Consider the following 23,256-nt stretch of genomic DNA (forward strand, 5'->3'; position numbering starts at 1 on the left):
TATTTCTTGGAATTTTTACCTTTTGTCATTACTCTCTTTCACCTCTTCGTAGTCTACCGTTTCTGCATCCCACTTAAGGTTCTTTTTGTTATTCTTATTCGAGTTGTTGATGTCCTGCTGCCCGTTGTTTTGATTATTGTTATTAAAACGGTAACTATAGAATGTCTTAAAGAAAATTCTTTTCAGAATATTCCAGACAAAGAAAATAATAATGGCAGTGAGTACTAACTCAAGAATGTACTTCATAATTTTTTTGTTTAAAGTTCAGGGTTTAATATGTAAACTTTAAACCCTGAATGTTTATTCAAGTTATTTAGCAGATGGGTTTACCATTACCGAAGAATTGGAAATACTTTTCATAGACTGAGACTGTTTTCCATCGGAAATGGTTTCTATCTGAGTTGTTTTTACGTTGATATTCTGGTTGGTAATCCATCCCGTGCTTTCGTCAAACTTAATGGTTCCGTTCTGAACAAGCTCACTGCTCAGGCTGTGTGTGATAGGTCCCTGAGTTTTCTTTTCTGTTTTTTTGGGAATACCTCCGGTTACTGCAATTTCTGCAGCTCCGTTTCCTAAGCTTTTCATTACATAATTAGAGGTTACTTTAACAGCTCCGCTGGCGTCAGCATTTTCAGAAGTTGACCATTTTTCTCCGATTTTAACTCCTTTTTTAGGAATAATCATCAGGTTTTTATGGAACTGGTCTTTCAGTACTTTTTCGTTGAAAGACTGCTTAAGGCTTGCTACTACGCTTGCTTTTTCATTGGCATCTTTGATAAGTGTACCAACTGCGTTACCTACTTTTGTGTAAACAGCATCAAATCCTGTAATAGAAATTACATTCCCTTTTGTATCCATCTTCATCTGAAGTTTGTTTCCGGTAAGCGCTTTGTTTACATTCCAGATCATTTTAAGATCATCTTCTTTAGGAAGAGGAAGTTTGGTGTCTACTACTACCGTTTTTCCCTGTGCCGACTGAGAACTTCTCTTTGCTACAAGGTTAAGCGTCATTTCATATACGTTTCCTTTGATGTCATCCACTACAAAATTCATCTCATCTGTAGATTCGCTGGTAGCGGTGATGGATTTCCCCTGAGGGTCAGTCATAGTCTTCACATCTCTCTGATAAGTGGTAAGAGGATATGTTTTACCTTTTTCCAGCTTGAAAGTCTGTGTAATAACTCCCGCAGAATCTTTGATAGCAGGGTTTTCTGAAACTTTCGCTACAGAATCAGCAGGAACTTCTACCGTTACTGTTTTTCCGGTTTTAGGATCTACTTTCGTTATTTTTGCTGTTTCTTTTTTACAAGATACAAGAGCTATTGATGATATAAGCGCAAGCGCTGCAATATTCTTCATTCGATTTTTTTAACTTTATTTTTTACTACTGTTTCTTAATATATTATCTGCGATGTCGTGCAGTTTTCCCTGAGATTCTCCATCCGATTCATTGGAAAGTACTACGACTCCCATGTTTTTTGATGGATATATCTGAAGAACACTTGAAAAACCAAATGTACCTCCTGTATGATAAACGGTTTCAGTTCCATCTTCATAGGTGTGCAATCTCCAATATAATCCAATAGCATCTCCTTCACTTTTTACAAAAGGAGTATGGGATGCTTTCACATATTTATTGTTCTCATCCAGATGATACTGCATGTATTTCACAAGATCTCCTGTAGTAGAAATGATTCCTCCTGCAGGAGCAAAAATGGTTGTGAAATTTCTGGGCATTATCTTTCCTTTTTCGTTATAACGAGTCAATAGCTGTGCAGAATTCGTACCAATAATAGTATGATTCATTTTCAGAGGCTTTGTGATATACTCTGAAAGCAGGTTTTCATAGCTTGTATGATATACTTTTTCCAGGATATCCCCGGCAATCTGTGTTCCGACATTGGAATATTTATATTCTGTTCCGGGTACAAAATCCACTTTAGCCTGATGAAGATCCTCATAAAAATTCTTTTTTGAATAGTTTTTATAAAAATCCGACAATGCGAGGGCAACAGAGTCCATCGGTTTTTTGAATGTTTCAGACTGATCCGGTAAAAACTGAGGCAATCCTGATGAATGATTGGTTAGATTACCGATTGTTATCGGGTGCTTTTCAAATTCAAGATTAGGATAATTTCCATCCAGATATTTCCGGATATCATCATCCATTTTGATTTTACCATCTACTAAAGCATGAGCCAGAAGTGTTCCGGTAAAGGTCTTTGTGATGGATGCAATCTCATATGGACTTTGGGAGGTTGGAAGTTCTGATTTCCCTATTTCTGTTGTCCCATAATTATAAAAATAACTTTTACCATCTTTAAAAATGCCTATTGAAATTCCTACACGTGCAGGATCCTGCATATAAGCAACAGCTTCTTTCTGAACCATCTTATAAAGATCAGTGGCAAGACGGTTGTCTGTTGCTGTTTTTTTTGTCTGGGCATTAAAAGCCAACGGGACAAAAAATAAAGGTAAAAGTGATTGTATTTTCATGGTTATGGATTAGGTATCACGGACATTTTCTGTCTTACCGCTTCATACAAAATCGCTCCACATGCTACAGAAACATTCAGGGATTGTGTTTTTCCTTCAATAGGAAGTTTTATTTTTTCATCAGCATGATGCAATACTTCTTTAGAAATTCCGGTTTCCTCATTTCCCATAACGATAGCACATGGCTCAGTCATATTAACATCATAGATTAACTTCTGCGCTTTTTCGCTGGCTGCATATACGGAAATTCCGCTTTGCTGAAGGAAGTCTACCGTGTGGGCAAGATTGTTTTCCTTACATATTTTGATATTATAGATCGCTCCGGCAGAAGTTTTTATCGCATCGGAATTGATAGGAGCAGCTCCTTTTTCAGGAATAATAACTGCATCTATTCCTACGCATTCCGCTGTTCTGCAGATGGCTCCAAAGTTTCTTACATCGGTAAGTCTGTCCAGAATTAAAAGGAAAGGTGTTTTTCCCTGTTCGAATAACTGTGGAACAATATCCTCCACTTTATGAAACGGTACGTCCGAAATAAAAGCAACCACACCCTGGTGGTTCTTTCTTGTAAAACGGTTCAGTTTTTCAACCGGAACATAATTGGGACGGATTTTATTTTTCGCTAAAATGGCTTTTAATTCAGCATAAATAGGACCCTGAAGTGCATTCTGCACAAAGATCTTGTCAATCGTTTTTCCCGCTTCAATTGCTTCAATCACGGGACGCAGCCCGAAAATAAAATCGTCTTTCATTGAGTTGTTAAAATTTTATGTTTAAGGTTCAAAGTCTAAAGTTCAAAGTTTAAAGTTTTGAATTTAAGGTTTGTACTTTGTTCCTTTTAAATCTGTTGTATTTAAATATTTTATAAAAGAGCTGATCTTTTTACTTAACGTTTCTGTCTGCTCAATTAATGTTTCAAATTTTTCCTGCGAAATAAAGCTCCTGTCAAAAACTCTATACAATTGTGATCTGGTTTCTCCACAGGAAGCTTTCGCGATAGAAAGAAATTGTATAAATTCTTTATTCCCGTTTCTTTCAAATCCTTCGGCAATATTATCCATTACAGACCCCGAAGATCCATCAATTTGATTGCTAAGTTTAAAATTATTCTTAAGGTTTGTAGATTCAATAATATTATAAATCTCGTTACATAGTTGTCGGGATAATTTCCAGATCTCTAAATCCTCAAATCTATTAATAGTCCCCATAACCTTAAACTTTAAATCTTAAACTTTGAACTAATACTTCTCTCCTAAAATTGCTCTTTTTTGTGCCATCACATATCCATAGTGAAGGGTTTCGTGCATATTGTTGAAGATGATGGCATCCTGAATGCTTTTCAGATCCATTCCGAAACTTGTGGTGTAAGGAGTGTAGTCTGAGAAGAAATCACTGTCATAATCCTTCATTAAAATCTTTGAAGTTTCGGTAAGTAAAAATTCTAAATCTTCCACTTCTGATTTCTGAACATTTAAGTTGGGCAAAGTCCCTTTCTTGTATGTTTCAATCCAATACTTATCTATACGGAAAGGATTTCCGCTCAGGTAATAGTGCAGTAGCTGCTGTGTGGCAACAGTATGGGCAATATTCCAGTAAATATTGTTGTTGAAACCATCCGGAATCAGGATCAGATCTTCATGAGAGGTATTCTGAAGGATATCTAAAAGGTTCTTTCTAACCTGTCTGTGTGCTTGAAAATGATAATTCATTTTGCAAAATTTTTAATCACCAAAAATAGTTTAATAAACTGGAAATGACAATTTTTTTGGGTAGAGGATTAAAGTTAAAATTTTTTAACTATTTGAAAAAAGAGCAAATTAAGGTTGTTCTTTGGCTAATTTTTATTGATAACAGAGTGTTTTAGATGTGTATTAATATGTGATAATTAATGAAAAACCTCCCGTGAAAAGCTTCAGGGAGGGTATGTTTTCATTATTTCTGAAAAATCTGCCCGCAATTATTTTTTGATTATTTTGTGGGTAAAGGTCGTTCCGTCTTTTAAAACAATATGTAGAAAATAAACCCCTGTGCTGTATGACGAAAGATTTATTTTGTTTTCGTTATAAGTTTCGGAAAGTTTTCGGCCTTCTGTATTAAAAACACTGATTGAATTGACTTCTGCTTTTGATTTTACATTGACAAAGTCCGTAGTAGGATTGGGATATATGTTCACGTCAACTGTTCTGATATCTTTTGCATTCAGTGCTGTATTGCTCTTCCCCTGCATATAAACCGATAACCTTACTTCTCCCTGCTGTTGGTTGAAAACGGCAGTTGGAATTGTGTGTTTCAAGGTGTGATTCCCCGCAGTTAAGCTCGGTAATGTAAATTTTCTGATGGGAACAGAATTTCCCGGACACCAGTTATTCCATGAAGTCCAGTCAGCAAAAGTTTTAGGAGTAGAACCATAGATTCCGTTTCCTTGAGTATTGTATACACGGTACGGTTCACATGAAATACCTCCTGGAGTATAGGTGAGAACCTGTACATCATCTATATAGGTATAGTTTTGTCTTCTGACATATTCTTCACCGCCACTGTTGGCCCCATGGGGAGTAGAAATTACAAAAAAACGGGCATTTGTAACAGGGCTTGGCAGATTAAAAGTAACAATTCTAACCGTTTCTCCGGTAACATCGGTGCTGTTGTAGTTATTAAGACTGCTGTAAGTTAGAAGAGGTAAAAGATTATTGCTGTCTGTAGGTGCTGCTCCTGTATCCGTTGAGAAAAAAGTAAGGGTGCCTGAAAAAACATCAGTTCTGTTTGTGCAGCCTGAAACCTGAGTCTGTGCTGCATAAGGAACCCCGAAAACATCCAGTTCCATATACAGATCGTACATGCCACGCAATGTTGTATCATGAAATATGCTGTACAAATTGCTGACATCATAGGTGTAAGGAACTTCAGAGGGTGTTTTGTTTTTATTCATAAAAGGAGTAATATATCTGCCTACTTCTATTCTTTTGACATTAGAATCATTGATGGTGTAAATAGATTGGTTTTTAGGTACCATTGCTAAAAAGACTTCTCCGAGACGGTCATAATTGTCACACAATGCAGCGATTGTTACCCGCATCGCAATCTTAGCTTTGAAAGAGTCTAGTTCTGCGTCAGTAAGCTTTCTGGTGTATCTGGAGTTATTCAATCTGGTCAAACCCACGGGCGTAGGATTGGATACCGTAGCTGCATAGCCATCATAGTAGACAGCATCAGAAATTATATTGGTCATGGTCGTTTGGGCGAAAACGAAATTGGCAATGAAAAAACTGCAAAAGGATAGCTTTTTATACATAGTATTGATGTTTAGTGTAAATGTATTAAATATTTATTAAAATCAAATTTAATTTATCTTATTTTGTGTAATTGTCTTGTATTATTGTTAAATGTTTATTGTTTTTAAATTTTAGTTTGTTTTTGTTTAAATTATTTCTTAGTATAGGGTTATGTGATGAAATATATTTATTATTGCTGTAATCAAAGTATTTATTATTAAATTAGCACTATATTTTACCTAAATGTTATTAATGATGAAAAGAATTTTACTTTTAGCTTTATTTTTTATATTTGCGATAATGGATGCGCAAATCAATATCAATATTGGTAGTTCAAATGTTGGTGTTGCTCCGGTAAGCAGTTTTTTTTCCTATTCCTATGTACAGCAGATATATCGTAAACAGGAATTAAATGCCAGTACGGCAGGTTCTATTACCGGCCTTACATTTTATGTGGATTCTTCCTCTACTATTACTGAATCTTCAAACTGGACCGTATATCTCGGGCATACTTCAAAAACAGTCTTTTCTTCCGGCACAGACTGGATTCCTGCTTCGCAACTGACACAGGTATTTACGGGAGCTGTCACCAAAAACAATAATAAAGTCGAAGTTGTTTTTACTACGCCATTTACTTATAATAATGTTGATAATTTAGTTGTTGCAGCAAAAGAAAACTCTCCGAATATTGATATTAATAATTTTGATGAAGCTTTCCATGTCTATCCTCATTTTCCATATTCAACACTGTACTATAAAGGAGACCGCGCTGTAGTGGATATTGCATCTCCTCCTGGAGGAATAAGTGCAGATTATAAATCAGCAGTTACAATTTCAGGTCTTACACCAAATGTCAGCCCTGCCTGTCCTTTTGTTATTTATCCTGTAAATAATGTTCAAAACGTTTCTCTATTTCCTGATTTCAACTGGTATCCTGTTTCAGGTGCTGCATCCTACAAAGTTTCAGTGGGGACAAGTTCAGGAAGTTCAGATATTATTAATCAGCAGATCGTATCCGGAAATAGCTTTACCCCTTCTGCAGCTCTTCCGGCCGGAACAACTTGCTATTTAAGAATAACATCAGTTTCAGGAGGTATTGAATCTTCAGGATGTTCAGAACTTGTTTTTAAAACTGTTCCTCCAATACCTGTAAATGACGCATGTGCGGGAGCATTGCTGGCATCAGTATTTCCTTACACCTACACTCAGAATGATGCTATATCTACAACTAATAATGCCGGAAATATAACGGTATGTACAAGTAGTGGAGATGCAGGAATGAATGATGGTACATGGTTTAAGTTTACGGGTGATGGCAGTCAGTATACGATTAAGGTGACTATGCCTTCCGGAAGTAGCTATGATCCGCAGATAGCTGTATATAGTGGCAGCTGCAGTAATCTGTCATGTACAGGAACTGTAGATACTGGTGGCAATGGTACAGCAGAAACCCTTACTATTACCACTACGGGAGGAACTGATTATTTTATAAATGTCGGTGCTTATGAAGATACTACTGATGCTCCTGAAAATATATTTACCATTACTATAACCAAGCTTTAAATACTAAGAAACAGCTCTTGATTGATAATTTAGACAAACAATTAAAAAAATGTTGCAGAAGTAATTTGTGACATTTTTTTTCGATAATATGAAAAAAATAAAGAATGGTTTAATAGTAATAATTTGAATTTCTGGATTTATATATAGATAAGAAATACAGTATTATAGCATTGAAAATATTGTTAATGCCGGATTTTTTAACAAACTTTAACTCAAAAATGGCATTTATTATGTTGATTAATGCAAGTATTTATCAGAAATTTACCACTTATTTTAAATCGAGCTATGTCAGAGATATATCAAGCTGAAGATATCCGCCAATTGACGGAAAAAGTAAAAGAAAAAAACTACTTATTTACTCTTCTGAGACAGGAAATCAACAAAGTTATTATTGGGCAGGAATACATGGTAGACCGTCTTTTGGTAGGGCTTTTGGGAAACGGACACGTTCTTCTTGAAGGAGTACCGGGACTGGCTAAAACCTTAGCGATAAAAACATTGGCAGATGCTGTTCATGGAGATTTTTCAAGGATTCAGTTTACACCGGATTTACTTCCTGCAGACGTAGTGGGAACGATGATTTTCAATATCAAAGACAATGATTTTTCTATAAAAAAAGGGCCGGTATTTGCGAATTTTGTTTTGGCGGACGAGATCAACCGTGCGCCGGCAAAAGTACAGTCAGCGCTTCTGGAGGTCATGCAGGAAAAACAGGTGACGATTGGTGACGAAACCATGAAGCTTCCAAAACCGTTCCTGGTATTGGCGACACAAAACCCTATTGACCAGGAAGGAACTTACCTGCTTCCTGAAGCACAAAGCGACCGTTTTATGCTGAAGTGTACCATAGATTATCCTGCTTTTGAAGATGAAAGACAGGTGATGAGAATGGTTTCAACCTCACACCAGCCAACGGTTAAGCCTGTAATCTCCCTTCAGGATATTGTAGATGCAAAAGAACTGATCAATCAGATTTATCTCGACGAGAAAATTGAAAAATATATCCTGGATATGGTGTTCGCAACACGTTATCCGGAAAATTACGGTCTTTCTGAACTTAAAAATTATATCAGCTTCGGAGCTTCTCCAAGAGCATCCATCAACCTTGCTATTGCTTCAAGAGCCTACGCCTTCTTAAAAGGAAGAGCATTTGTCATTCCGGAAGATGTAAAAGCATTGGCAAAAGATGTATTGAGACACAGAATGGGATTGACCTTTGAAGCAGAAGCGGAAGAGATCACAACTGAGGAAATTATCAATAGAATTTTAGCAAAAATACAGGCACCATAATGAGTGATGTGATCATAAGAAAAGCAGTTCAGCAGGACTGTGCTGCCATGCTGGATTTGATAAAAGAATTGGCAGAATATGAAAAAGCGCTGCATGAAGTAACCGTGACTTTAGAGGATTTTACTCAGGATGGTTTTGGAACTTCTCCCGTGTGGGGAGCTTTTGTAGCGGAATATGAAGGAGAAATAGTTGGAATATCCCTGTATTACGACAGATATTCAACCTGGAAAGGAAGAAGACTGTATCTTGAAGATCTTGTAGTAACTGAAAAGCTAAGAGGAAAGCAGATTGGAAAAAAATTATTTGATGCAACACTGGAATATGGTCAAACGAATAATTACAGTGGAATGGTGTTTCAGGTATTGAACTGGAATGAGCCAGCCATCAATTTTTATAAAAAATACAACACAAAGTTTGATAATGAGTGGTCGAACGTATCCATTGAGTTTAATGACTAGCCCAAAACCCAGATACCTCACCCAACATGAAACTTTGAATGTTAAACCTTGAATTTTGAACTCGTCTATGCAGATAAAAGATATTGTAAAAAAAGTAAAGCAAATTGAAATCCGTACCAGAAAAAAGACGGAGGCTGCTTTGATGGGGCAATATCACAGTGCTTTTAAAGGGCAGGGGATGACTTTTTCTGAGGTACGTCCTTATCAGTTTGGAGATGAGATCAGAAGAATCGACTGGAATAAAACCGCACGTTTCCGTGAACCATTCGTAAAAGTAATGGAAGAAGAAAGGGAACTGACAATGATGATTCTTGTGGATATTTCCGCTTCCATGGATTATGGAACAAAAGTCCAGCTGAAAAGGGAATATGTAGCTGAAATTGCCGCCAGTTTAGGATTTTCAGCAGCTGGTAATAATGATAAAGTAGGATTGATCCTGTTTGCTGATAAAGTATATAAAGTCATTCCTCCTCAAAAAGGAAGAAAACATATCCTTTCTATTATCAGCAATATTCTCACTGCAGATTATGTTCCGGCAGAATCTAAAATAGACAAGGCAATGGAATATATGATGGGAATTTTTAAAAGAAAATCTCTGGTATTTCTGTTTTCAGATTTTGAGGATGCCTATGACTCCAAAATGCTGAGAGTAGCTTCAAAGAAACATCAGTTGCTGGGAATGAGGATTTATGATGAAAAAGATAATGAAATCCCTGACGTCGGATATGCCCGATTACTTGATGTAGAAACCGGAAAAGAGATCTGGGCCAATACTTCCAGTGCAAGATGGCGGTATACCTTCGCAGAAGCTCAAAAACAAAAACTCAGAGCGCTGGAAGAAGACTTTGCCAACAGCTCTGCCAGTTTTATGAATATCAATACCGGTTCGGATTATTCAAAATTATTGTATAATTACTTTCAGAAAAAATAACATCGGGCTGAGCCCGTAACTTAAAAACATCAGGCGTTTTGCCTTATTATTTAACATTGAGAAAAATACTTTTAATATTATCTTTTCTGATCTGTGCAAATGCTTTTTCACAGATATTATCCTCTAACGTAGAAAAGAAAACTCTTGCTCTCGGAGAAATCAATCATCTTACCATAAAGATTGATAACCTTAATGAGCAGCAGGTAACTTCAGCAGCCAAAAATGAGCTGCTTCCTTTTCATTTTGAAGAAACCAAAGACAGTATCGGACAAACGGCTAACACCTATGAAAGAAAAATCGAATTTGCTGTTTTTGAAGAAGGAAAATTTACCATTCCGGAACTGGAATTCAAAGTGGGTGACAGAATACTTAAAACAATTCCTTACGAAATAGATGTTATTAATACGGCTCAAAAAGCAGATCAGATCAATGATATCATGAATAATAAGCAGGTGAAACTTGAACCCAAAGATTATTGGGAGCTTTATAAGTTTTATATCCTTGCTGCATTGGCTGGTATTGCACTGGTTATTGCTATTATTATGTTTGTAAAATGGGGAAGAAAATCAAAGAGTTCTCCTGTAGTGGCAACCAACCAGACCTTAAAAGAGCTCGACTCTCTTAAAAAGAAAAAATATATTGAAGGAGGAAACTTCCGTTCGTTTTATGTGGAACTGATCGATATTTCCAGAACCTTCATTACAAAACAATACCGCCTTCCTGCAGATGTACTTCTTACCGATGATCTTATTGAGGTCATGAAAAAAAATAATACCATCTCGCAGGACAACGAAAAAATAATAGAAGATGTTTTCCTTAGGGGAGACCTGGTGAAATTTGCCAAAACATTTCCTGATCAGGAAACCATGGAAAGAGATTTTGCCAATATCAGGGATTTTGTGAAAAGATCATCCAAAGATTTAGAATTCGAAAACTTAAGAAAGGATGTTTAATTTTGAGTTTTACAGCCCATGGTTTTTGCTGCTTTTTCTGCTGTTTATCCCACTTTTAATTAAAGATATTGGAAAAAATAAAAGAAAAGGTATAAAAGTTCCTACCGTAAAAAATATGGATCACAGCGGGAGTATCCAGGGTGTGCTTTTTTTGCTGAAAATATCAAAATATATCATTCTTTCTGCGTTGATTATTGCGATGGCAAGACCGAGAACGTTTACCATTTCTCAGGACAGAGATGATACAAAGGGAGTCGATATTATGTTATCCATTGATGTTTCTCTAAGTATGCTGGCGAAGGATCTGAGCCCGGACAGAATTACCGCCCTGAAAGATATTGCCGTGAAATTTGTCCAGAAACGTCCCAATGATAGGATAGGCGTAGTAGCATACGCTGCAGAAGCTTTCACAAAAGTTCCGGTTACCTCAGACCATCAGGTGGTTATTGATGAAATTAAAAACCTGAATTCCGCAGGTCTTGAACCTGGAACAGCTATCGGTGAAGGACTCTCTGTAGCAGTGAATCATTTGATTAAAAGTAAAGCCAAAAGTAAAGTGGTGATCCTGATGACGGATGGGGTAAGCAATATTCAGAATGCGATTCCACCACAGGTTGCTGCCGAACTGGCAAAAAATAATAATATAAAGGTATATGCAATCGGAATTGGAACCAATGGTTATGCACTGATGCCTACATCGCAGGACATTTTTGGTGATTTGATTTTTACTGAAACAGAGGTGACGATAGATGAAAATACCTTGAGAGAAATAGCTCAGACAACGGGAGGCAGATATTTCAGAGCTACTTCAAACAGCAGTCTGGAAGAAGTATACAATGAAATCAACCAATTGGAAAAATCTGATGTAAAGGTTTCCAAGCTGTACAATTATGAAGAGTATTTCAAAATATTCCTTTGGGTTGCACTGGCCATGCTGGTGCTGGATGCATTGTTGAGATGGGTGTTTTATAAAATTTTAAGCTGATGAGTTGGTCTTTAGGAAATTATTGGTATTTATTTTTACTGTTGCTTCTGCCGCTGTTAGCTTCTTTTTTAATCCGTTTTTTACAATGGAGAAATAAAAAAAGAGAAATTTTTGCTGCCAGCCAGTTTCACGAGAATTTATTTGAAAAAAGATCAGGATTTACAAAGTTTTTTCCTGCATTATATTTATTGGGAACATTATTTCTGATATTCTCTATCATTGACCTTTTGAACGGTTCAGAAGAAGTGAAAAGTACCCAGAAGCTGAACAATGTAATCTTTATGCTGGATGTATCCAATTCTATGAATGCTGAGGATATAGAACCAAGCCGTCTGACGGAAGCCAAAAATCTGATGCTGGCTACCATGAAGAAAATGAATAATGATAAGGTAGGTATTGTGATTTTTGCAGGGAATGGAATGTCTATTATGCCTCTGACAACTGATTATAATTCTGCGGAAACTTATATCAGCGGTATTGAAACCAGCTCTATGCAGATTCAGGGAACAGATTTTCTGAAAGGAATGCAGGCTGCTGCTGAAAAATTTAAAAATGTAAGCAAAGGATCCAGAAAAGTGATTCTGCTGAGTGATGGTGAAGATAATGAAGGAAATGATAATGCTGCCATCAGATTAGCTAATAAAGAAGGAATAAGCATTACTTCTGTAGGAGTAGGTACAGATGAAGGTGCACCGGTTCCTGAATATGTGTTCGGACAGCTGATGGGGTATAAAACCGATGCCAACGGAGGTACGGTGATTTCAAAAAGGCAGACGGAAGCATTAAAGAAAATGGCGGAATCTACAGATGGAACTTATATTGACGGAAATAATATCAATGAAGCTCCGGACAGGATTGTAGATGCAGTAAATAAAAAATCTGCCGGTGCGGAAACTATGGTAAAATCACAAAATGCCAACCATTATTATCAGTATTTTCTTGCAGTATCTCTTCTGTTTTTCTTTTTAATTTATATTTTTAATCCTAAAAAAGATTTTAATGTGTAGAATTCCTTTATTTATAGAAGAAATTCTACAAGTACTTTAACCGAACTTTAACAATTAAAACTCTGTTTCTTAACATATAAAGGAATAATTTTGCAAGTGATGAATACTAAAATCATATTTTTATCGTTTATTGTTGCCATTTCTTTCTCAGGCTTCATGTTTGGGCAGGAAAGCTATAAGAATTTAGTGTATGAAGGCAATCAGAAATTTGACGGTAAAGATTATGAAGGTGCCTCTTCGAAATATATGGAAGCGATAAAATCCAATGATAAAGATTTTACCGCTCACTATAATATGGGGAATGCATTGTATAAAAGTAAAAAATATGAAGAAGCAAAGGCTGAGTTTGAAAAAGCAGAAAAACTTTCACAGACACTTCCTGATAAAGCAGCTGCTCTTCATAATTTAGGGAATGCTTATATGCAGATGAATCAGCCGGAAAAAGCTGCTGATTATTATAAAAAAGCCTTGAAGCAGGATCCCCACAGTGAGGTAACCCGAAAAAATTATGAGATTGCCAAACTGAAAGAGAAAGAAAAACAACAGCAAAAAAACGAACAGAATAACTCAGGAAAAGGTGGCGGCGGAAATGATCAGAACAAAGGAGATGATCAGAAAGGCGACAAGGACAAAAAACAGGATCAGGGTAACGGCCCGCAAAACGAAGGTAAAAGTGACCAGGGTGACAATCCTAAGCAGAATCAAAATAATGAAGGCAGAATGCCCAAGAATCTTGAAAATGCGATCTTAGATAAAATAAACGAAAAAGAAAAAGAAACCGCCAGAAGAATTTTAAACAAAAATTCTTATTCGATGCCTGAAAGCAACGAGAAAGATTGGTGATGCAGCATAAATTGATTTACATATTGCTAACGCTGGCATCCGTAATTACTTACGGACAGGTAAATCTATCTATGGATGCAGATAAAACCGAATATGCAGGTAAGGATATCATCAACCTGACCATCGTTCTTGAACTTAACGGAAGTGACCTTGTACAGCAGACAGGTTTCCAGCTTCCGGATCTTTCAAAATTTAATATTATAGGAAGCGGGTCTGTTACGAATACCGTGATTGATCCTGCTACCAATACTTTAATTACCCAAAAAGTCTCCAGAATTGCTCTGGAACCTAAGAAAAAAGGAAAAATAAAAATCGGTTCCGTTCTCGTTACCGTCAACAACAGAATCTATAAAACAGAACCTTTTGATGTCAATATCCGTGATATTGTCGACAGAAGATCTCTGGCAGCAAATACTTCCAATGATGTGTATCTGAATATGGAAATTGATGACAGGGATGTATATCAGGATCAGCCTACTGTAGCTGTTCTGAGAGTCTATTCCAGAAATATGGATAACCTGAGAAAGGTGAAAAATATTCACCTTCCGCAGCAGGACAATATCAACGTACATCCTATTAATTTTAATAAGTCTGAGATAGATCCGTCCGGATATGGAAATATGCCTTCGCAGGTTCTGGCCATGTTTATGGTATTTCCTAATGAAGCAGGATATGTGGAAGTTCCCGGAGTATCTGCTTCAGTAAGTACCTATTCCAATAAAACAAAAATTGTTTCCAATAAAGTCAGAATCAACGTAAGAAGGCTTCCTGAAGGAGCTCCCGAATGCTTTAAAAATGCTGTTGGAAACTTTAATGTAAACGTATACAATGCTTCCAAAGAAAAACCGGAAGCCAAAAAGCCTCTGAATATAGTGGTGAAAGTTTCAGGAGAAGGTAATTTACCTGATATGGAACTTCCCAAGATTGCTGCTTCTCCGGATTATGAAGTTTTTGCCCCCAAAATTACCTCAAAAGTTGCTCCGGGAACTTCCGGAATGAAAGGTGAAATCCTGGCTAATTATGTGATTATTCCTAAAAAATCAGGAGTAATTTCAATTAAAACGGAACAATTTGCTTTCTTTGATCCAGCAAGCAAAGAATATGTAGATCTTGGACAGAAAACACTGGATCTGAACGCATTTTCCCACGATCAGATTTTGGAAGCACGTTCTACAGTGGAGAAAGTAAATGAATATACCAATAACCTTTTAGAGACGGTAAATACTCCGGTATTAAAAACCACTTCTTTTAAAGTAAAAGAAAAAAGCAAATTCCACTGGAATATTCTTCTGACCAATATTGCTATTCTGATCAGTTTATTTGTTGCATATCTGCTATTTAAAAATTGGCAAAAAAAACGTACATTAGTTAGGGAAACTGTACCTTCAAAACCTTTAGGTTCAGTGGCTGAAACAGAAAAAGAGATCAGAGAATTGATGAAAACAGATATTAATGATTATTTTGGATATCTGGAAAATCTTAAAGATAACGGAGAGTATGAAAAGTTCTTTGTAACGCTGGAAGAATTGGACGAGGAAGTAAGAAGCCAGTATTACAAAGGCTCTACTCCCGAGTTTAAAACTTTTCTTGAAAAACACAAGGGTTCTTCAGTTGCAGATGAATACAGCAGACTGCAGCAGAAAGTTCAGATGGAAAAATACAATCCTGTGAAATCTGCTGAAGCTTTGGAAGAACTTTTGAAAACTATTGTTAATTTATATTCACAAATTAGCAAATAATCAGTTTATTTTCATATTTTTGCGAAATTTTTAATTACAAAGAGATGGAAATTTTTGAGGGTTTTTCTTTTAAAGAGATTGTTACCAGCTTTATGGTTCTTTTTGCCGTTATCGATATCATCGGCTCAGTTCCTATTATCGTAAGTCTTCAGCAGAAGTTTGGACAGATTGAAGCCGGAAAGGCTGCCATTACTGCGGGAGCAATTATGATCGTTTTCCTGTTCGTAGGAAATAAGATTCTGAAGCTTATCGGAGTGGATGTAAATTCCTTTGCCATTGCCGGAGCTTTTGTGATTTTTGTCATAGCCCTGGAAATGATTTTAGGAATTGAAATCAATAAAACCACTGAAGCAAAGGCTGCATCCATTGTACCCATCGCATTTCCGCTGGTTGCAGGAGCTGGAACCCTAACAACCGCACTGTCTCTGCGAGCTGAATTTCATGATATTAATATTATCTGCGGAATCATTCTTAATACAATTTTCGTATATTTGGTGCTGAAATCAGCGAAATGGCTGGAGAAGAAAATTGGGGATGCTACTTTGATGATCCTTCAGAAAGTTTTCGGAATTATCCTTTTGGCAATTTCAATTAAATTATTCACCGCAAATTTTGCTCAACTCGTGCAGAATTATATTAATTTTTAAGAGTCATGAAGAAGTTTTATAAAGTATTTTTAGTACTGTTTATCGTATTCATCGCCATCAATCTTTATGCTATCAACTGGCAAGCGACAGATATCCTTGGAGATGAAGATAACATTAAGTTTGTATTCTCTGCTGGCGCTGCTGCCATAGGCCTTATCCTGCTTTTTGTAATGGATACCTGGAGCAGAATCGGTGTTAAGAAATAAATTGATTATTTCAATATAGATATAGACCTCTTTCTTTTTGAAGGAGGTTTTTGTTTTTTAGGTGGTAGATAATAGGAATTAGGTAGCAGCGATTAGGAATAAGGGATTAGAAATTAGGTGTCTTAAATGCAATACTGTTTTTTTGTATCAATAGGAACGGACTTTAGTCCGTTTAAATAAAACATATGATTCAATTGGCTTCAGCCAAAACCTAATATTATCACGCAAAGCCCGCAGAAGGACGATAAATGGCTTTAAAATTGTTCGCAAAGGCGCTGCACTCAGCAAAGAAAATATATATAGATATCTTTTCCAAATCTGTGCGATCTGTGGGCAAATCTATCAATATCAATGCCTATTTTACATAAATAATTGACCTGATTAATTCAAAATGAGTGGGCTTTAGCCCGTTCAAGAGAAGGAAATATATTTTATCCTTGAAAATCTGCGGAATTTATGGGAGAATCTAAAAATATCAGGAAATAACCAGGTTTTTCAATATCGCCTCAGACTTTAGTTCTGTTTCTCTCCATTCTTTTTCCGGATCACTTTGAGCTGTTATTCCGCCTCCTACAAAAACATGTACGGAGTCTTTATAAAGTCTTGCACAACGCAGATTGACAAAATACAGGATACTCTCATCCGTTTCAACCTTGATATAACCTGCATAAAATTCACGGGGGAATTTTTCATATTTACGGATATTCTCATTGCAAAAATCTTTTGGAATACCACAGACTGCAGGAGTAGGGTGCAGATCCTGAATAATTTTATCAAGATCTTCAGGTTGTATACTGGTTTTAAAATCTGTTCGTAAATGTTTGATATTACCGGAAATATGGTCATAGGTTTCCGATTGTTCTACATGGTCAGAATAGTTTTTAAGAATATCCTGAATGTAGGCAGTAACCGGCTTTTGTTCTTCAATTTCTTTCTCAGACCATTCCTCAGACACAGGAAGAGTTCCGGCAAGAGCCATGGTTTCAAATTCGTGAGTCGTTTTATTAAACTTCCCTAATACTTCTGAGAAAGCTCCCATCCATGCATTTTTCCCATCATTAAACAGATATCTGAAAGCATTGGGGTAATTTTTACATACATTTTTGAAGCTCTCTTTATAATCGATGGAACTAAAGTCTTTGAAAATCTTTCTTCTGGAATAAACCAGCTTTGGCAGGTGATTTTCTTTAATCACTTCGATCACTTTCTGTAATGTTTCGCAGTATTCATCTTTTGTTTCGGCAGAAGAATTTGTAGAATCACTGATCAGATTTTCATTGGTAATAGAAGTATGAGCAAATTCAACAGCATCAATTTCACAAATTTCTCCGTTGAAGCTGATTTGATCCAGGCCGTTATAAGAAAAAAAGTTGACAGCATTTTTTGTATTATTTTCATCAGCAGACAGGAGTCTCTCGTCAAAAGGAAGTTTGAAATAAATCATGAGTTATGAAAGATTTTGAAAAATCATCATGGAAATACATAGAAATTCCCGTTGTGATTTTCCTTTTTACAAAGGTATTACTAGTCTTAAAGATGTCAAAATAAAAAGAGCCTAAATTCAGTTTAAGCTCTTTTTATTTTATGTTGTTGCAACTTATCTGTGAATGATATTATTCGTCATTGTAGTATGATTAATCAAAACGCCTTTTTCATCACGGATTTCAATTTCAGAGACATGCATGGTTTTGCCTTTTCTGATAAAACGTGCAGTAGCGGTTACAATACCATCTTTTTTGCTTCTTAAATGATTGGAGTTGATATTGGTTCCCACTCCATAATATTTTTCACCATCGATAAAAATATTAGACAGGCTTGACCCTAATGTTTCCGCTAAAACGCAGCTTGCTCCTCCATGCATGATGCCAAACGGCTGGTGGGTTCTTGGGAGAACAGGCATTGTTGCTGTAAGGGTTTCATTTTCCAGATCAATATCGATGAATTTGATTTCAAGCGTTTTAGCAAGAGTTACGTCTCCCCAGTTATTGATGAATGCTAATATTTCTTCTTTTGTCTGACCTTTCATTTTAATAGTTGATAAATGATGATTAATTTTGCTTCTAGCTTCTAGCTTCTAGCTTCCAGCTCGGTTCCCATAATATTGGGATTCCAGTTGGCCGGAACTTTTGGAACAATGTCATTTTTTACATAATAGTCCTGGATTTCCTGCATGATTTCTGAAAAAGGTACTGAGGCTATTCTTTCATAAGGAATGGTGTAACCCAGGTACACAATTTTTCTTTTAAAATCCCCTGCTGCCAGAACGATAGGAACTTTTGCAGCCAAAGCCATATGATAGAATCCTTTTCTCCATTTCGGTACCCAGCTTCTGGTTCCTTCCGGAGTAATAACAAGACTGAAATCTTCCTTTGAAAACTGGTTGGCCACGAAATTCACAAGGTCGTTTTTCTGGCTTCTGTCGATTCCGATACCTCCAAGTCCTTTTACGATACTTCCATACCAGGCTTTGGTGTGTGCATCTTTGATGATAATTTTTAAAGGTTTTTCCAAGGACCAGTAGGCGAAATTTCCTAAAATGTACTCCATATTATGAGTATGTGGTGCAACCACAAGGATACACCTGTTCAGGTTGTTGACATCGCCCTGCAGGACGACCTTCCAACCTAATAATTTTAACATTGCTTTGCCTAATAGCTTTTTCATAGATTTCCCGGATTAAAAACAAAAAAGTATAACCAAACTTTGGTTATACTTTACAAATATATTGAAATATTATCGCTCTTAAAACAAACCGCTAATTAAATCTACGATTTTCATTACGAATTCCATTGCAAATTGTATCATGATAAGGCTGCGTTTTTGATTGGTTGGTTATTAAATTTTAGCTTTACGAAATTAAAACTTTTTTTTCACATAAGAAACTAAATGGAGCTTTATTTTCACTTTTCTGAGAGAAGAAGGGTGTGAATTTCAAACGGTTGCCATCCACCCACACCTTCTACCACTCTCTGAAGTTAATTATTTAGTTTGTATGGAAATTTCATTTTTCCCGTCTTTGATTTTGATGTCCATATCTTTATTTGATTTTTTAATATTGGACACTGCAGAATCAATTACTTTCTTTGCCTGGTTGTTCGGAACTTTTTTACCGTTTACAATGATGCTGTCTTTGTCATCAGAGTTGTACTCAATGCTGGAGCCGTTTACCGTGATTTTATTTTTTTCGATTCTGACACCGTTGTTGTCTTCATCACTGTCCTGATCATTATCATTGATTCCGTCTCCGTCTAAATCTCCATCCATGTTGATACGGTCTTTTTTCATCGATATAACCACCATTTTCTGAGGAACTACAAGTTCATAATCAAGTCTGTAATCTCTGAATCTGTGCTCATATGGATACTTGATGTAGTTTGGAAGTAATACTTTATTGTTGACCACTTCTACAGGAACTGTAAGCTGGATAGGGAAGTTATATCCTTTTCCTTCTTTTTTGATGATCAGATACGGTGTTTTGATGTCCGGTTTTCTGGTTACATCTACAGAAATATAATCTTCTTCATACACTGATTTTTTATCAGAATAAATATCATTGTCATACGCTTTGAAGCTCTGAGGAATGTTGATCTGTTTTACATCCACATAAACAGTATCTGAAGTAGTATTGATGGCAACATTTTCTACATCTTCCTTACTTCCTCTGTAGATCATATCTTTCTTAGCCATGCTGATACCGAAGTAAGTTCCAAGTCCGATCAGAAGAAGGAATAAACCTCCTACAACCCATCCGATATTTCTCAGTTTTGTTTTCGGAGAGAATATTTTGATGCTTAACAAGCTGAAAAGGATTGCCGGAATTAAACTTCCGATCACCATCATCGCAGCCAGTACTTTATCCAATCCCTGATCATCCATATAGAATCTGATCTCATTAGCTCCCGGGAAGTCTGTGTCCATTGCGAAAAGGGCAAATAATACAAACACTCCGATAATGCTGCTTACAGCCATCAATACGAAGAATCCTCCTACAATATACTTAAATACATTCCAGATTCCGCTTCCTGCATTGTTGATGTACGGCTTGTTTTCGTTATAGATTTCTCCGACCCTCTGAGTAGATTCATTGGCAAACTGTACCAATTTATTAGACTCATTCTTAAGATTGTCGAAGTTCATAGGCTTTCCCTGCATTTTCAGGAAATCTGCTGCTGTTTCAGCTTTTGGAAGTACGATCCAAAGGATTACATATAGAAGACCTATTAATGAAGAAGAAATGGCTGCTGTAAAAATTCCTAATACGAAAATTCCCAGCCAGATTGCTCTCATGGTAGTAATATCCATTCCTACGTACTGAGCTAAGCCTGCGCAGACTCCGGCAACTTTTTGTTTTTCCGGATCACGGAACAGCTGCTTTTTATCGGTATAATGAGTTCCTGAATTATAGTTTCTGGCAGATGTTTTTTCAGAATAATACGCTTCTTCCTGCTCTTCGATTTTTTCAGGGCTTCCGATCTGTGCGATTACCCTTTCTACATCGGTATCGTTGATCACTTCACGTTTTCCTAAAGAATCTTTGAAAATTTCCACCATTCTTATTTCTATGTCATGCATTACTTCATCAGCCTCAGAAGCATCCAGAGAGCTTCTCAGTGCGTTCAGGTAATCGCTGAGCTTTATATATGCGTGTTCTTCTATGGTAAAAGAAAAACCTGCGAGTCCTATTGAGAGTGTCTTGTTCATAGCTTTGTTTTTTAATTTTGTTGGGTGATTTGGTTTACTGAGGCTGTCAGTTCATTCCATGTATTGAGAAGTTCATCCAGGAAAAGTTTTCCTTTTTCTGTGATCTGATAATATTTTCTGGGTGGTCCTCCGGTAGATTCTTCCCATCTGTAAGAGAGAAATTCTCCGTTTTTAAGTCTTGTAAGAAGAGGGTAGAGGGTCCCTTCCACTACATCCAGTTTTCCTTTTTTCAGTTCATCAATAAGATCAGAAACATACATTTCTCGGTTATTGATGAGACTTAGAATACAGAATTCCAGAATTCCTTTTCGCATTTGCGCTTTGGTATTTTCGGTATTCATCTTTGATAAGTTTTGTTAATTAGTTATATTTTTAGAAAAATGCCCCTAGCTAGCTGAGCCTATTCTAATTTTACATTACAAAGATATGTAAATAAAATGGTATTATGCAATACAAAGTAGTGAAATTTTTAAAATAAATTGTTTAAAATATTGAAAATCAATTAAATAAATTTTATCTTGAATTTTACGTAAAATAAATTTTAGTTGAAAATGCCTGAAAAATTTAAATTTTTTTAATGAGATTGAGAGAAATCAAGAGAAAAAAATAAACTTTTATTAATTATTATTACTCATTACCCATTACTCATATTATAGCCCCGATAGAAGCGGTTACCCCACAGCAGCACTGATATAAGAAAGGCGCGAGGAGTATGAGCGGATAGCGGGAGAAAGCTTCTTATCTGTGAATACTGTTTTATAGAAAGGGAAATTCTGGCAGATAATAAGACATGGATTTTGAGATCGGTATTATGATTCGTACTTTTGTTAGAAATAAAAAAACACCCAAATCATTCCTATTACCATGAATATTTTAAATAAGTACAGGCACTTATTAACATTTCTTTTGGGGCCGCTCTGTTTCGGGCAATATCAGTTTGAAATTAAAAATGTATCAAAAAACTATGATGCAGTCATTCAGACAGAAAACTGTTACGATGACCGATGTGGAGGAAAAGGAACGGTGGAACTGTTTGACCATAAAAACAGCAAAGTACAGACTTTTGTTTCTGATGATCTTGTTGTATATGCGGAGCAGGGTCAGAAACTGGTTCGAGGGAAATTGATTCCGCTTTCAAAGGATCAGCGTAGTATTATTGTAGATGATTTTAATTTTGACGGCACCGAAGATGTAGCGATAAGAAACGGAAATATGGGAAATTACAGTTCGGCTTCTTATGATGTTTATGTATTCAATACTACAAGAATGGCATTTGTAAAAAGTGAAGAACTTACAGACCTGGGCTCAAACGGTTTTGATTTTTTTGAAGCAGATGCTAAACGAAAGCGTCTTATTTCCTACGGTAAGTCCGGTTGTTGCAGGATTTTTACAACAGAATATGCCGTTATTCCGAACAAAGGACTGGATAGAGTGCTGGAAAAAGAGGAAGATATGACCAATGAGGATCAGGTAAAGGTCATAACGAAAGAAAAGATCAATAATAAATGGATTACCAGAACAAAGGTATATCCGGCAGATCAATATAACAGAAATAAAAAGTAAGATGAAAATTCAGAAAGAGATAGATTTTATTCTGGCAGTAGATGCGCTTAAAAATGTACAACGAAGAAATTATAATGCAGACGATTCCCGGAGAGAGAATACGGCTGAACATTCCTGGCAGATCATTATTCTTGCCCAGATCCTTTATCCGTATGCTAAAAACCGTGCTGATATTGATTTGTTAAGGGTGATAAGAATGCTTTCCATTCATGATCTTGTGGAAATAGAAGCCGGAGACACTTTTATTTTTGATGAAAAAGCTATGGTCGGAAAGTTTGAAAGAGAGAAAGCTTCAGCCCAAAAGATCTTTGGAATTCTGGATGAGCCTTTACGTACAGAATTTTTTAACCTGTGGCTGGAGTTTGAAGAAGAGAAAACTCCGGATGCTATTTTTGCCTGTGGAATCGATAGAATTATGCCGTTTATTTTAAATTCCCATACTACAGGAAAGAGCTGGACAGAAGCCGGAGTGACGGAAAGACAGATCCGGAATATGCTTGAAAATGCAATCAACAGAGCATCAGACGAGATGGGAGAGGCTTTTGAACTTTTATTGAACAGAAGTCTGGAAACAGAAAAGGTTTTGAAATAATGTCAATGAA

General features: G+C 36.3%; 25 protein-coding genes. 13 read left to right on the top strand and 12 right to left on the bottom strand.

Going from position 1 to position 23,256, the window contains the following annotated elements; genetic code table 11:
• Nucleotides 1–15: 15 nt before the first annotated feature.
• From AB1278_RS06985 to AB1278_RS07015, 7 genes are all read right to left on the bottom strand, one after another.
• On the bottom strand, nucleotides 16–246 hold the full coding sequence (locus AB1278_RS06985) for a hypothetical protein (protein ID WP_110010142.1): 231 nt from the start codon (nucleotides 244–246) through the stop codon (nucleotides 16–18).
• 63 nt (nucleotides 247–309) lie between these two features.
• The gene (locus tag AB1278_RS06990; protein ID WP_110010141.1) at nucleotides 310–1,359 is read right to left on the bottom strand and encodes a DUF6263 family protein; all 1,050 of its coding nucleotides are present in this window, start codon (nucleotides 1,357–1,359) and stop codon (nucleotides 310–312) included.
• Nucleotides 1,360–1,374: 15 nt separating this feature from the next.
• Nucleotides 1,375–2,496, bottom strand: a complete 1,122-nt coding sequence (locus AB1278_RS06995) for a serine hydrolase domain-containing protein (RefSeq protein ID WP_429813256.1) — start codon at nucleotides 2,494–2,496, stop codon at nucleotides 1,375–1,377.
• Nucleotides 2,497–2,498: 2 nt separating this feature from the next.
• Nucleotides 2,499–3,248, bottom strand: coding sequence for a 23S rRNA (guanosine(2251)-2'-O)-methyltransferase RlmB (rlmB, locus tag AB1278_RS07000; RefSeq protein ID WP_062674398.1), 750 nt, complete (start codon nucleotides 3,246–3,248; stop codon nucleotides 2,499–2,501).
• 63 nt (nucleotides 3,249–3,311) lie between these two features.
• Nucleotides 3,312–3,704 (bottom strand): four helix bundle protein, encoded by a 393-nt coding sequence (locus AB1278_RS07005; protein ID WP_227942938.1) that lies wholly within the window; start codon nucleotides 3,702–3,704, stop codon nucleotides 3,312–3,314.
• Between the two features lie 30 nt (nucleotides 3,705–3,734).
• Entirely contained in the window at nucleotides 3,735–4,205 is a 471-nt protein-coding gene (locus AB1278_RS07010) for a DinB family protein (RefSeq protein ID WP_202838931.1), read from the bottom strand.
• Nucleotides 4,206–4,453: 248 nt separating this feature from the next.
• Nucleotides 4,454–5,788 carry a peptide-N-glycosidase F-related protein gene (locus AB1278_RS07015; RefSeq protein ID WP_429813260.1) on the bottom strand — a complete coding sequence of 445 codons (1,335 nt, stop codon included), beginning with the start codon at nucleotides 5,786–5,788 and terminating at the stop codon, nucleotides 4,454–4,456.
• 232 nt (nucleotides 5,789–6,020) lie between these two features.
• On the opposite strand from AB1278_RS07015, the gene AB1278_RS07020 reads away from it, so the two are divergent.
• From AB1278_RS07020 to AB1278_RS07070, 11 genes are all read left to right on the top strand, one after another.
• Complete coding sequence (locus AB1278_RS07020) at nucleotides 6,021–7,331, top strand: hypothetical protein (RefSeq protein WP_429813263.1); 1,311 nt, start codon at nucleotides 6,021–6,023, stop codon at nucleotides 7,329–7,331.
• Between the two features lie 285 nt (nucleotides 7,332–7,616).
• Complete coding sequence (locus AB1278_RS07025; RefSeq protein WP_202838932.1) at nucleotides 7,617–8,621, top strand: AAA family ATPase; 1,005 nt, start codon at nucleotides 7,617–7,619, stop codon at nucleotides 8,619–8,621.
• Nucleotides 8,621–9,079 carry a GNAT family N-acetyltransferase gene (locus tag AB1278_RS07030; RefSeq protein ID WP_110010135.1) on the top strand — a complete coding sequence of 153 codons (459 nt, stop codon included), beginning with the start codon at nucleotides 8,621–8,623 and terminating at the stop codon, nucleotides 9,077–9,079. Before AB1278_RS07025 ends, AB1278_RS07030 begins: the two co-directional genes overlap by 1 nt.
• 67 nt (nucleotides 9,080–9,146) lie before the next feature.
• A complete protein-coding gene (locus tag AB1278_RS07035) occupies nucleotides 9,147–10,010 on the top strand; it encodes a DUF58 domain-containing protein (RefSeq protein ID WP_076597442.1) in 864 nt (287 codons plus the stop codon).
• 56 nt (nucleotides 10,011–10,066) lie between these two features.
• Nucleotides 10,067–10,963 (top strand): BatD family protein, encoded by an 897-nt coding sequence (locus AB1278_RS07040; protein ID WP_227942933.1) that lies wholly within the window; start codon nucleotides 10,067–10,069, stop codon nucleotides 10,961–10,963.
• A complete protein-coding gene (locus tag AB1278_RS07045; RefSeq protein ID WP_429813268.1) occupies nucleotides 10,956–11,948 on the top strand; it encodes a VWA domain-containing protein in 993 nt (330 codons plus the stop codon). Before AB1278_RS07040 ends, AB1278_RS07045 begins: the two co-directional genes overlap by 8 nt.
• Complete coding sequence (locus AB1278_RS07050) at nucleotides 11,948–12,955, top strand: vWA domain-containing protein (RefSeq protein ID WP_429813271.1); 1,008 nt, start codon at nucleotides 11,948–11,950, stop codon at nucleotides 12,953–12,955. The genes AB1278_RS07045 and AB1278_RS07050 overlap by 1 nt, the downstream gene beginning before the upstream one ends.
• Before the next feature lie 99 nt (nucleotides 12,956–13,054).
• Nucleotides 13,055–13,798: a tetratricopeptide repeat protein gene (locus AB1278_RS07055; RefSeq protein ID WP_202838936.1), complete on the top strand. Its 744-nt coding sequence runs from the start codon at nucleotides 13,055–13,057 to the stop codon at nucleotides 13,796–13,798.
• On the top strand, nucleotides 13,798–15,537 hold the full coding sequence (locus tag AB1278_RS07060) for a BatD family protein (protein WP_429813275.1): 1,740 nt from the start codon (nucleotides 13,798–13,800) through the stop codon (nucleotides 15,535–15,537). The genes AB1278_RS07055 and AB1278_RS07060 overlap by 1 nt, the downstream gene beginning before the upstream one ends.
• Before the next feature lie 44 nt (nucleotides 15,538–15,581).
• The gene (locus AB1278_RS07065) at nucleotides 15,582–16,184 is read left to right on the top strand and encodes a MarC family protein (protein WP_411413932.1); all 603 of its coding nucleotides are present in this window, start codon (nucleotides 15,582–15,584) and stop codon (nucleotides 16,182–16,184) included.
• A 5-nt stretch (nucleotides 16,185–16,189) separates the two neighbouring features.
• Complete coding sequence (locus AB1278_RS07070; RefSeq protein ID WP_110010130.1) at nucleotides 16,190–16,390, top strand: hypothetical protein; 201 nt, start codon at nucleotides 16,190–16,192, stop codon at nucleotides 16,388–16,390.
• Between the two features lie 475 nt (nucleotides 16,391–16,865).
• On the opposite strand, the gene AB1278_RS07075 is transcribed toward AB1278_RS07070, so the two are convergent.
• The 5 genes from AB1278_RS07075 to AB1278_RS07095 all read right to left on the bottom strand — a co-directional run bounded on the left by AB1278_RS07075 (nucleotide 16,866) and on the right by AB1278_RS07095 (nucleotide 21,432).
• Nucleotides 16,866–17,834 carry a chorismate-binding protein gene (locus tag AB1278_RS07075; protein ID WP_429813279.1) on the bottom strand — a complete coding sequence of 323 codons (969 nt, stop codon included), beginning with the start codon at nucleotides 17,832–17,834 and terminating at the stop codon, nucleotides 16,866–16,868.
• Between the two features lie 153 nt (nucleotides 17,835–17,987).
• A complete protein-coding gene (locus tag AB1278_RS07080; RefSeq protein ID WP_002977570.1) occupies nucleotides 17,988–18,416 on the bottom strand; it encodes a PaaI family thioesterase in 429 nt (142 codons plus the stop codon).
• Nucleotides 18,417–18,457: 41 nt separating this feature from the next.
• On the bottom strand, nucleotides 18,458–19,054 hold the full coding sequence (locus AB1278_RS07085; protein WP_110010128.1) for a 1-acyl-sn-glycerol-3-phosphate acyltransferase: 597 nt from the start codon (nucleotides 19,052–19,054) through the stop codon (nucleotides 18,458–18,460).
• 315 nt (nucleotides 19,055–19,369) lie between these two features.
• A complete protein-coding gene (locus tag AB1278_RS07090; protein ID WP_202838940.1) occupies nucleotides 19,370–21,091 on the bottom strand; it encodes a PspC domain-containing protein in 1,722 nt (573 codons plus the stop codon).
• 11 nt (nucleotides 21,092–21,102) lie between these two features.
• Nucleotides 21,103–21,432, bottom strand: a complete 330-nt coding sequence (locus AB1278_RS07095; RefSeq protein WP_002977573.1) for a PadR family transcriptional regulator — start codon at nucleotides 21,430–21,432, stop codon at nucleotides 21,103–21,105.
• Between the two features lie 523 nt (nucleotides 21,433–21,955).
• Here AB1278_RS07095 and AB1278_RS07100 point away from each other — a divergent pair.
• Together AB1278_RS07100 and AB1278_RS07105 are read left to right on the top strand one after the other, a co-directional pair.
• Nucleotides 21,956–22,654 carry an XAC2610-related protein gene (locus AB1278_RS07100; RefSeq protein WP_343640132.1) on the top strand — a complete coding sequence of 233 codons (699 nt, stop codon included), beginning with the start codon at nucleotides 21,956–21,958 and terminating at the stop codon, nucleotides 22,652–22,654.
• A gap of 1 nt (nucleotide 22,655) precedes the next feature.
• Nucleotides 22,656–23,246: an HD domain-containing protein gene (locus AB1278_RS07105; RefSeq protein ID WP_343640130.1), complete on the top strand. Its 591-nt coding sequence runs from the start codon at nucleotides 22,656–22,658 to the stop codon at nucleotides 23,244–23,246.
• The last annotated feature ends 10 nt before the right edge of the window (nucleotides 23,247–23,256 follow it).

It is taken from the genome of Chryseobacterium sp. NRRL B-14798, assembly GCF_050470705.1.
GTDB lineage: Bacteria > Bacteroidota > Bacteroidia > Flavobacteriales > Weeksellaceae > Chryseobacterium > Chryseobacterium cupriresistens.

Bases quoted from the DNA above. Each gene is read 5' to 3' on its own strand.
- AB1278_RS06985 (WP_110010142.1), bottom strand. From the start codon at position 246: ATGAAGTACATTCTTGAGTTAGTACTCACTGCCATTATTATTTTCTTT.
- AB1278_RS06990 (WP_110010141.1), bottom strand. From the start codon at position 1,359: ATGAAGAATATTGCAGCGCTTGCGCTTATATCATCAATAGCTCTTGTA.
- AB1278_RS06995 (WP_429813256.1), bottom strand. From the start codon at position 2,496: ATGAAAATACAATCACTTTTACCTTTATTTTTTGTCCCGTTGGCTTTT.
- rlmB (WP_062674398.1), bottom strand. From the start codon at position 3,248: ATGAAAGACGATTTTATTTTCGGGCTGCGTCCCGTGATTGAAGCAATT.
- AB1278_RS07005 (WP_227942938.1), bottom strand. From the start codon at position 3,704: ATGGGGACTATTAATAGATTTGAGGATTTAGAGATCTGGAAATTATCC.
- AB1278_RS07010 (WP_202838931.1), bottom strand. From the start codon at position 4,205: ATGAATTATCATTTTCAAGCACACAGACAGGTTAGAAAGAACCTTTTA.
- AB1278_RS07015 (WP_429813260.1), bottom strand. From the start codon at position 5,788: ATGTATAAAAAGCTATCCTTTTGCAGTTTTTTCATTGCCAATTTCGTT.
- AB1278_RS07020 (WP_429813263.1), top strand. From the start codon at position 6,021: ATGATGAAAAGAATTTTACTTTTAGCTTTATTTTTTATATTTGCGATA.
- AB1278_RS07025 (WP_202838932.1), top strand. From the start codon at position 7,617: ATGTCAGAGATATATCAAGCTGAAGATATCCGCCAATTGACGGAAAAA.
- AB1278_RS07030 (WP_110010135.1), top strand. From the start codon at position 8,621: ATGAGTGATGTGATCATAAGAAAAGCAGTTCAGCAGGACTGTGCTGCC.
- AB1278_RS07035 (WP_076597442.1), top strand. From the start codon at position 9,147: ATGCAGATAAAAGATATTGTAAAAAAAGTAAAGCAAATTGAAATCCGT.
- AB1278_RS07045 (WP_429813268.1), top strand. From the start codon at position 10,956: ATGTTTAATTTTGAGTTTTACAGCCCATGGTTTTTGCTGCTTTTTCTG.
- AB1278_RS07050 (WP_429813271.1), top strand. From the start codon at position 11,948: ATGAGTTGGTCTTTAGGAAATTATTGGTATTTATTTTTACTGTTGCTT.
- AB1278_RS07055 (WP_202838936.1), top strand. From the start codon at position 13,055: ATGAATACTAAAATCATATTTTTATCGTTTATTGTTGCCATTTCTTTC.
- AB1278_RS07060 (WP_429813275.1), top strand. From the start codon at position 13,798: ATGCAGCATAAATTGATTTACATATTGCTAACGCTGGCATCCGTAATT.
- AB1278_RS07065 (WP_411413932.1), top strand. From the start codon at position 15,582: ATGGAAATTTTTGAGGGTTTTTCTTTTAAAGAGATTGTTACCAGCTTT.
- AB1278_RS07070 (WP_110010130.1), top strand. From the start codon at position 16,190: ATGAAGAAGTTTTATAAAGTATTTTTAGTACTGTTTATCGTATTCATC.
- AB1278_RS07075 (WP_429813279.1), bottom strand. From the start codon at position 17,834: ATGATTTATTTCAAACTTCCTTTTGACGAGAGACTCCTGTCTGCTGAT.
- AB1278_RS07080 (WP_002977570.1), bottom strand. From the start codon at position 18,416: ATGAAAGGTCAGACAAAAGAAGAAATATTAGCATTCATCAATAACTGG.
- AB1278_RS07085 (WP_110010128.1), bottom strand. From the start codon at position 19,054: ATGAAAAAGCTATTAGGCAAAGCAATGTTAAAATTATTAGGTTGGAAG.
- AB1278_RS07090 (WP_202838940.1), bottom strand. From the start codon at position 21,091: ATGAACAAGACACTCTCAATAGGACTCGCAGGTTTTTCTTTTACCATA.
- AB1278_RS07095 (WP_002977573.1), bottom strand. From the start codon at position 21,432: ATGAATACCGAAAATACCAAAGCGCAAATGCGAAAAGGAATTCTGGAA.
- AB1278_RS07100 (WP_343640132.1), top strand. From the start codon at position 21,956: ATGAATATTTTAAATAAGTACAGGCACTTATTAACATTTCTTTTGGGG.
- AB1278_RS07105 (WP_343640130.1), top strand. From the start codon at position 22,656: ATGAAAATTCAGAAAGAGATAGATTTTATTCTGGCAGTAGATGCGCTT.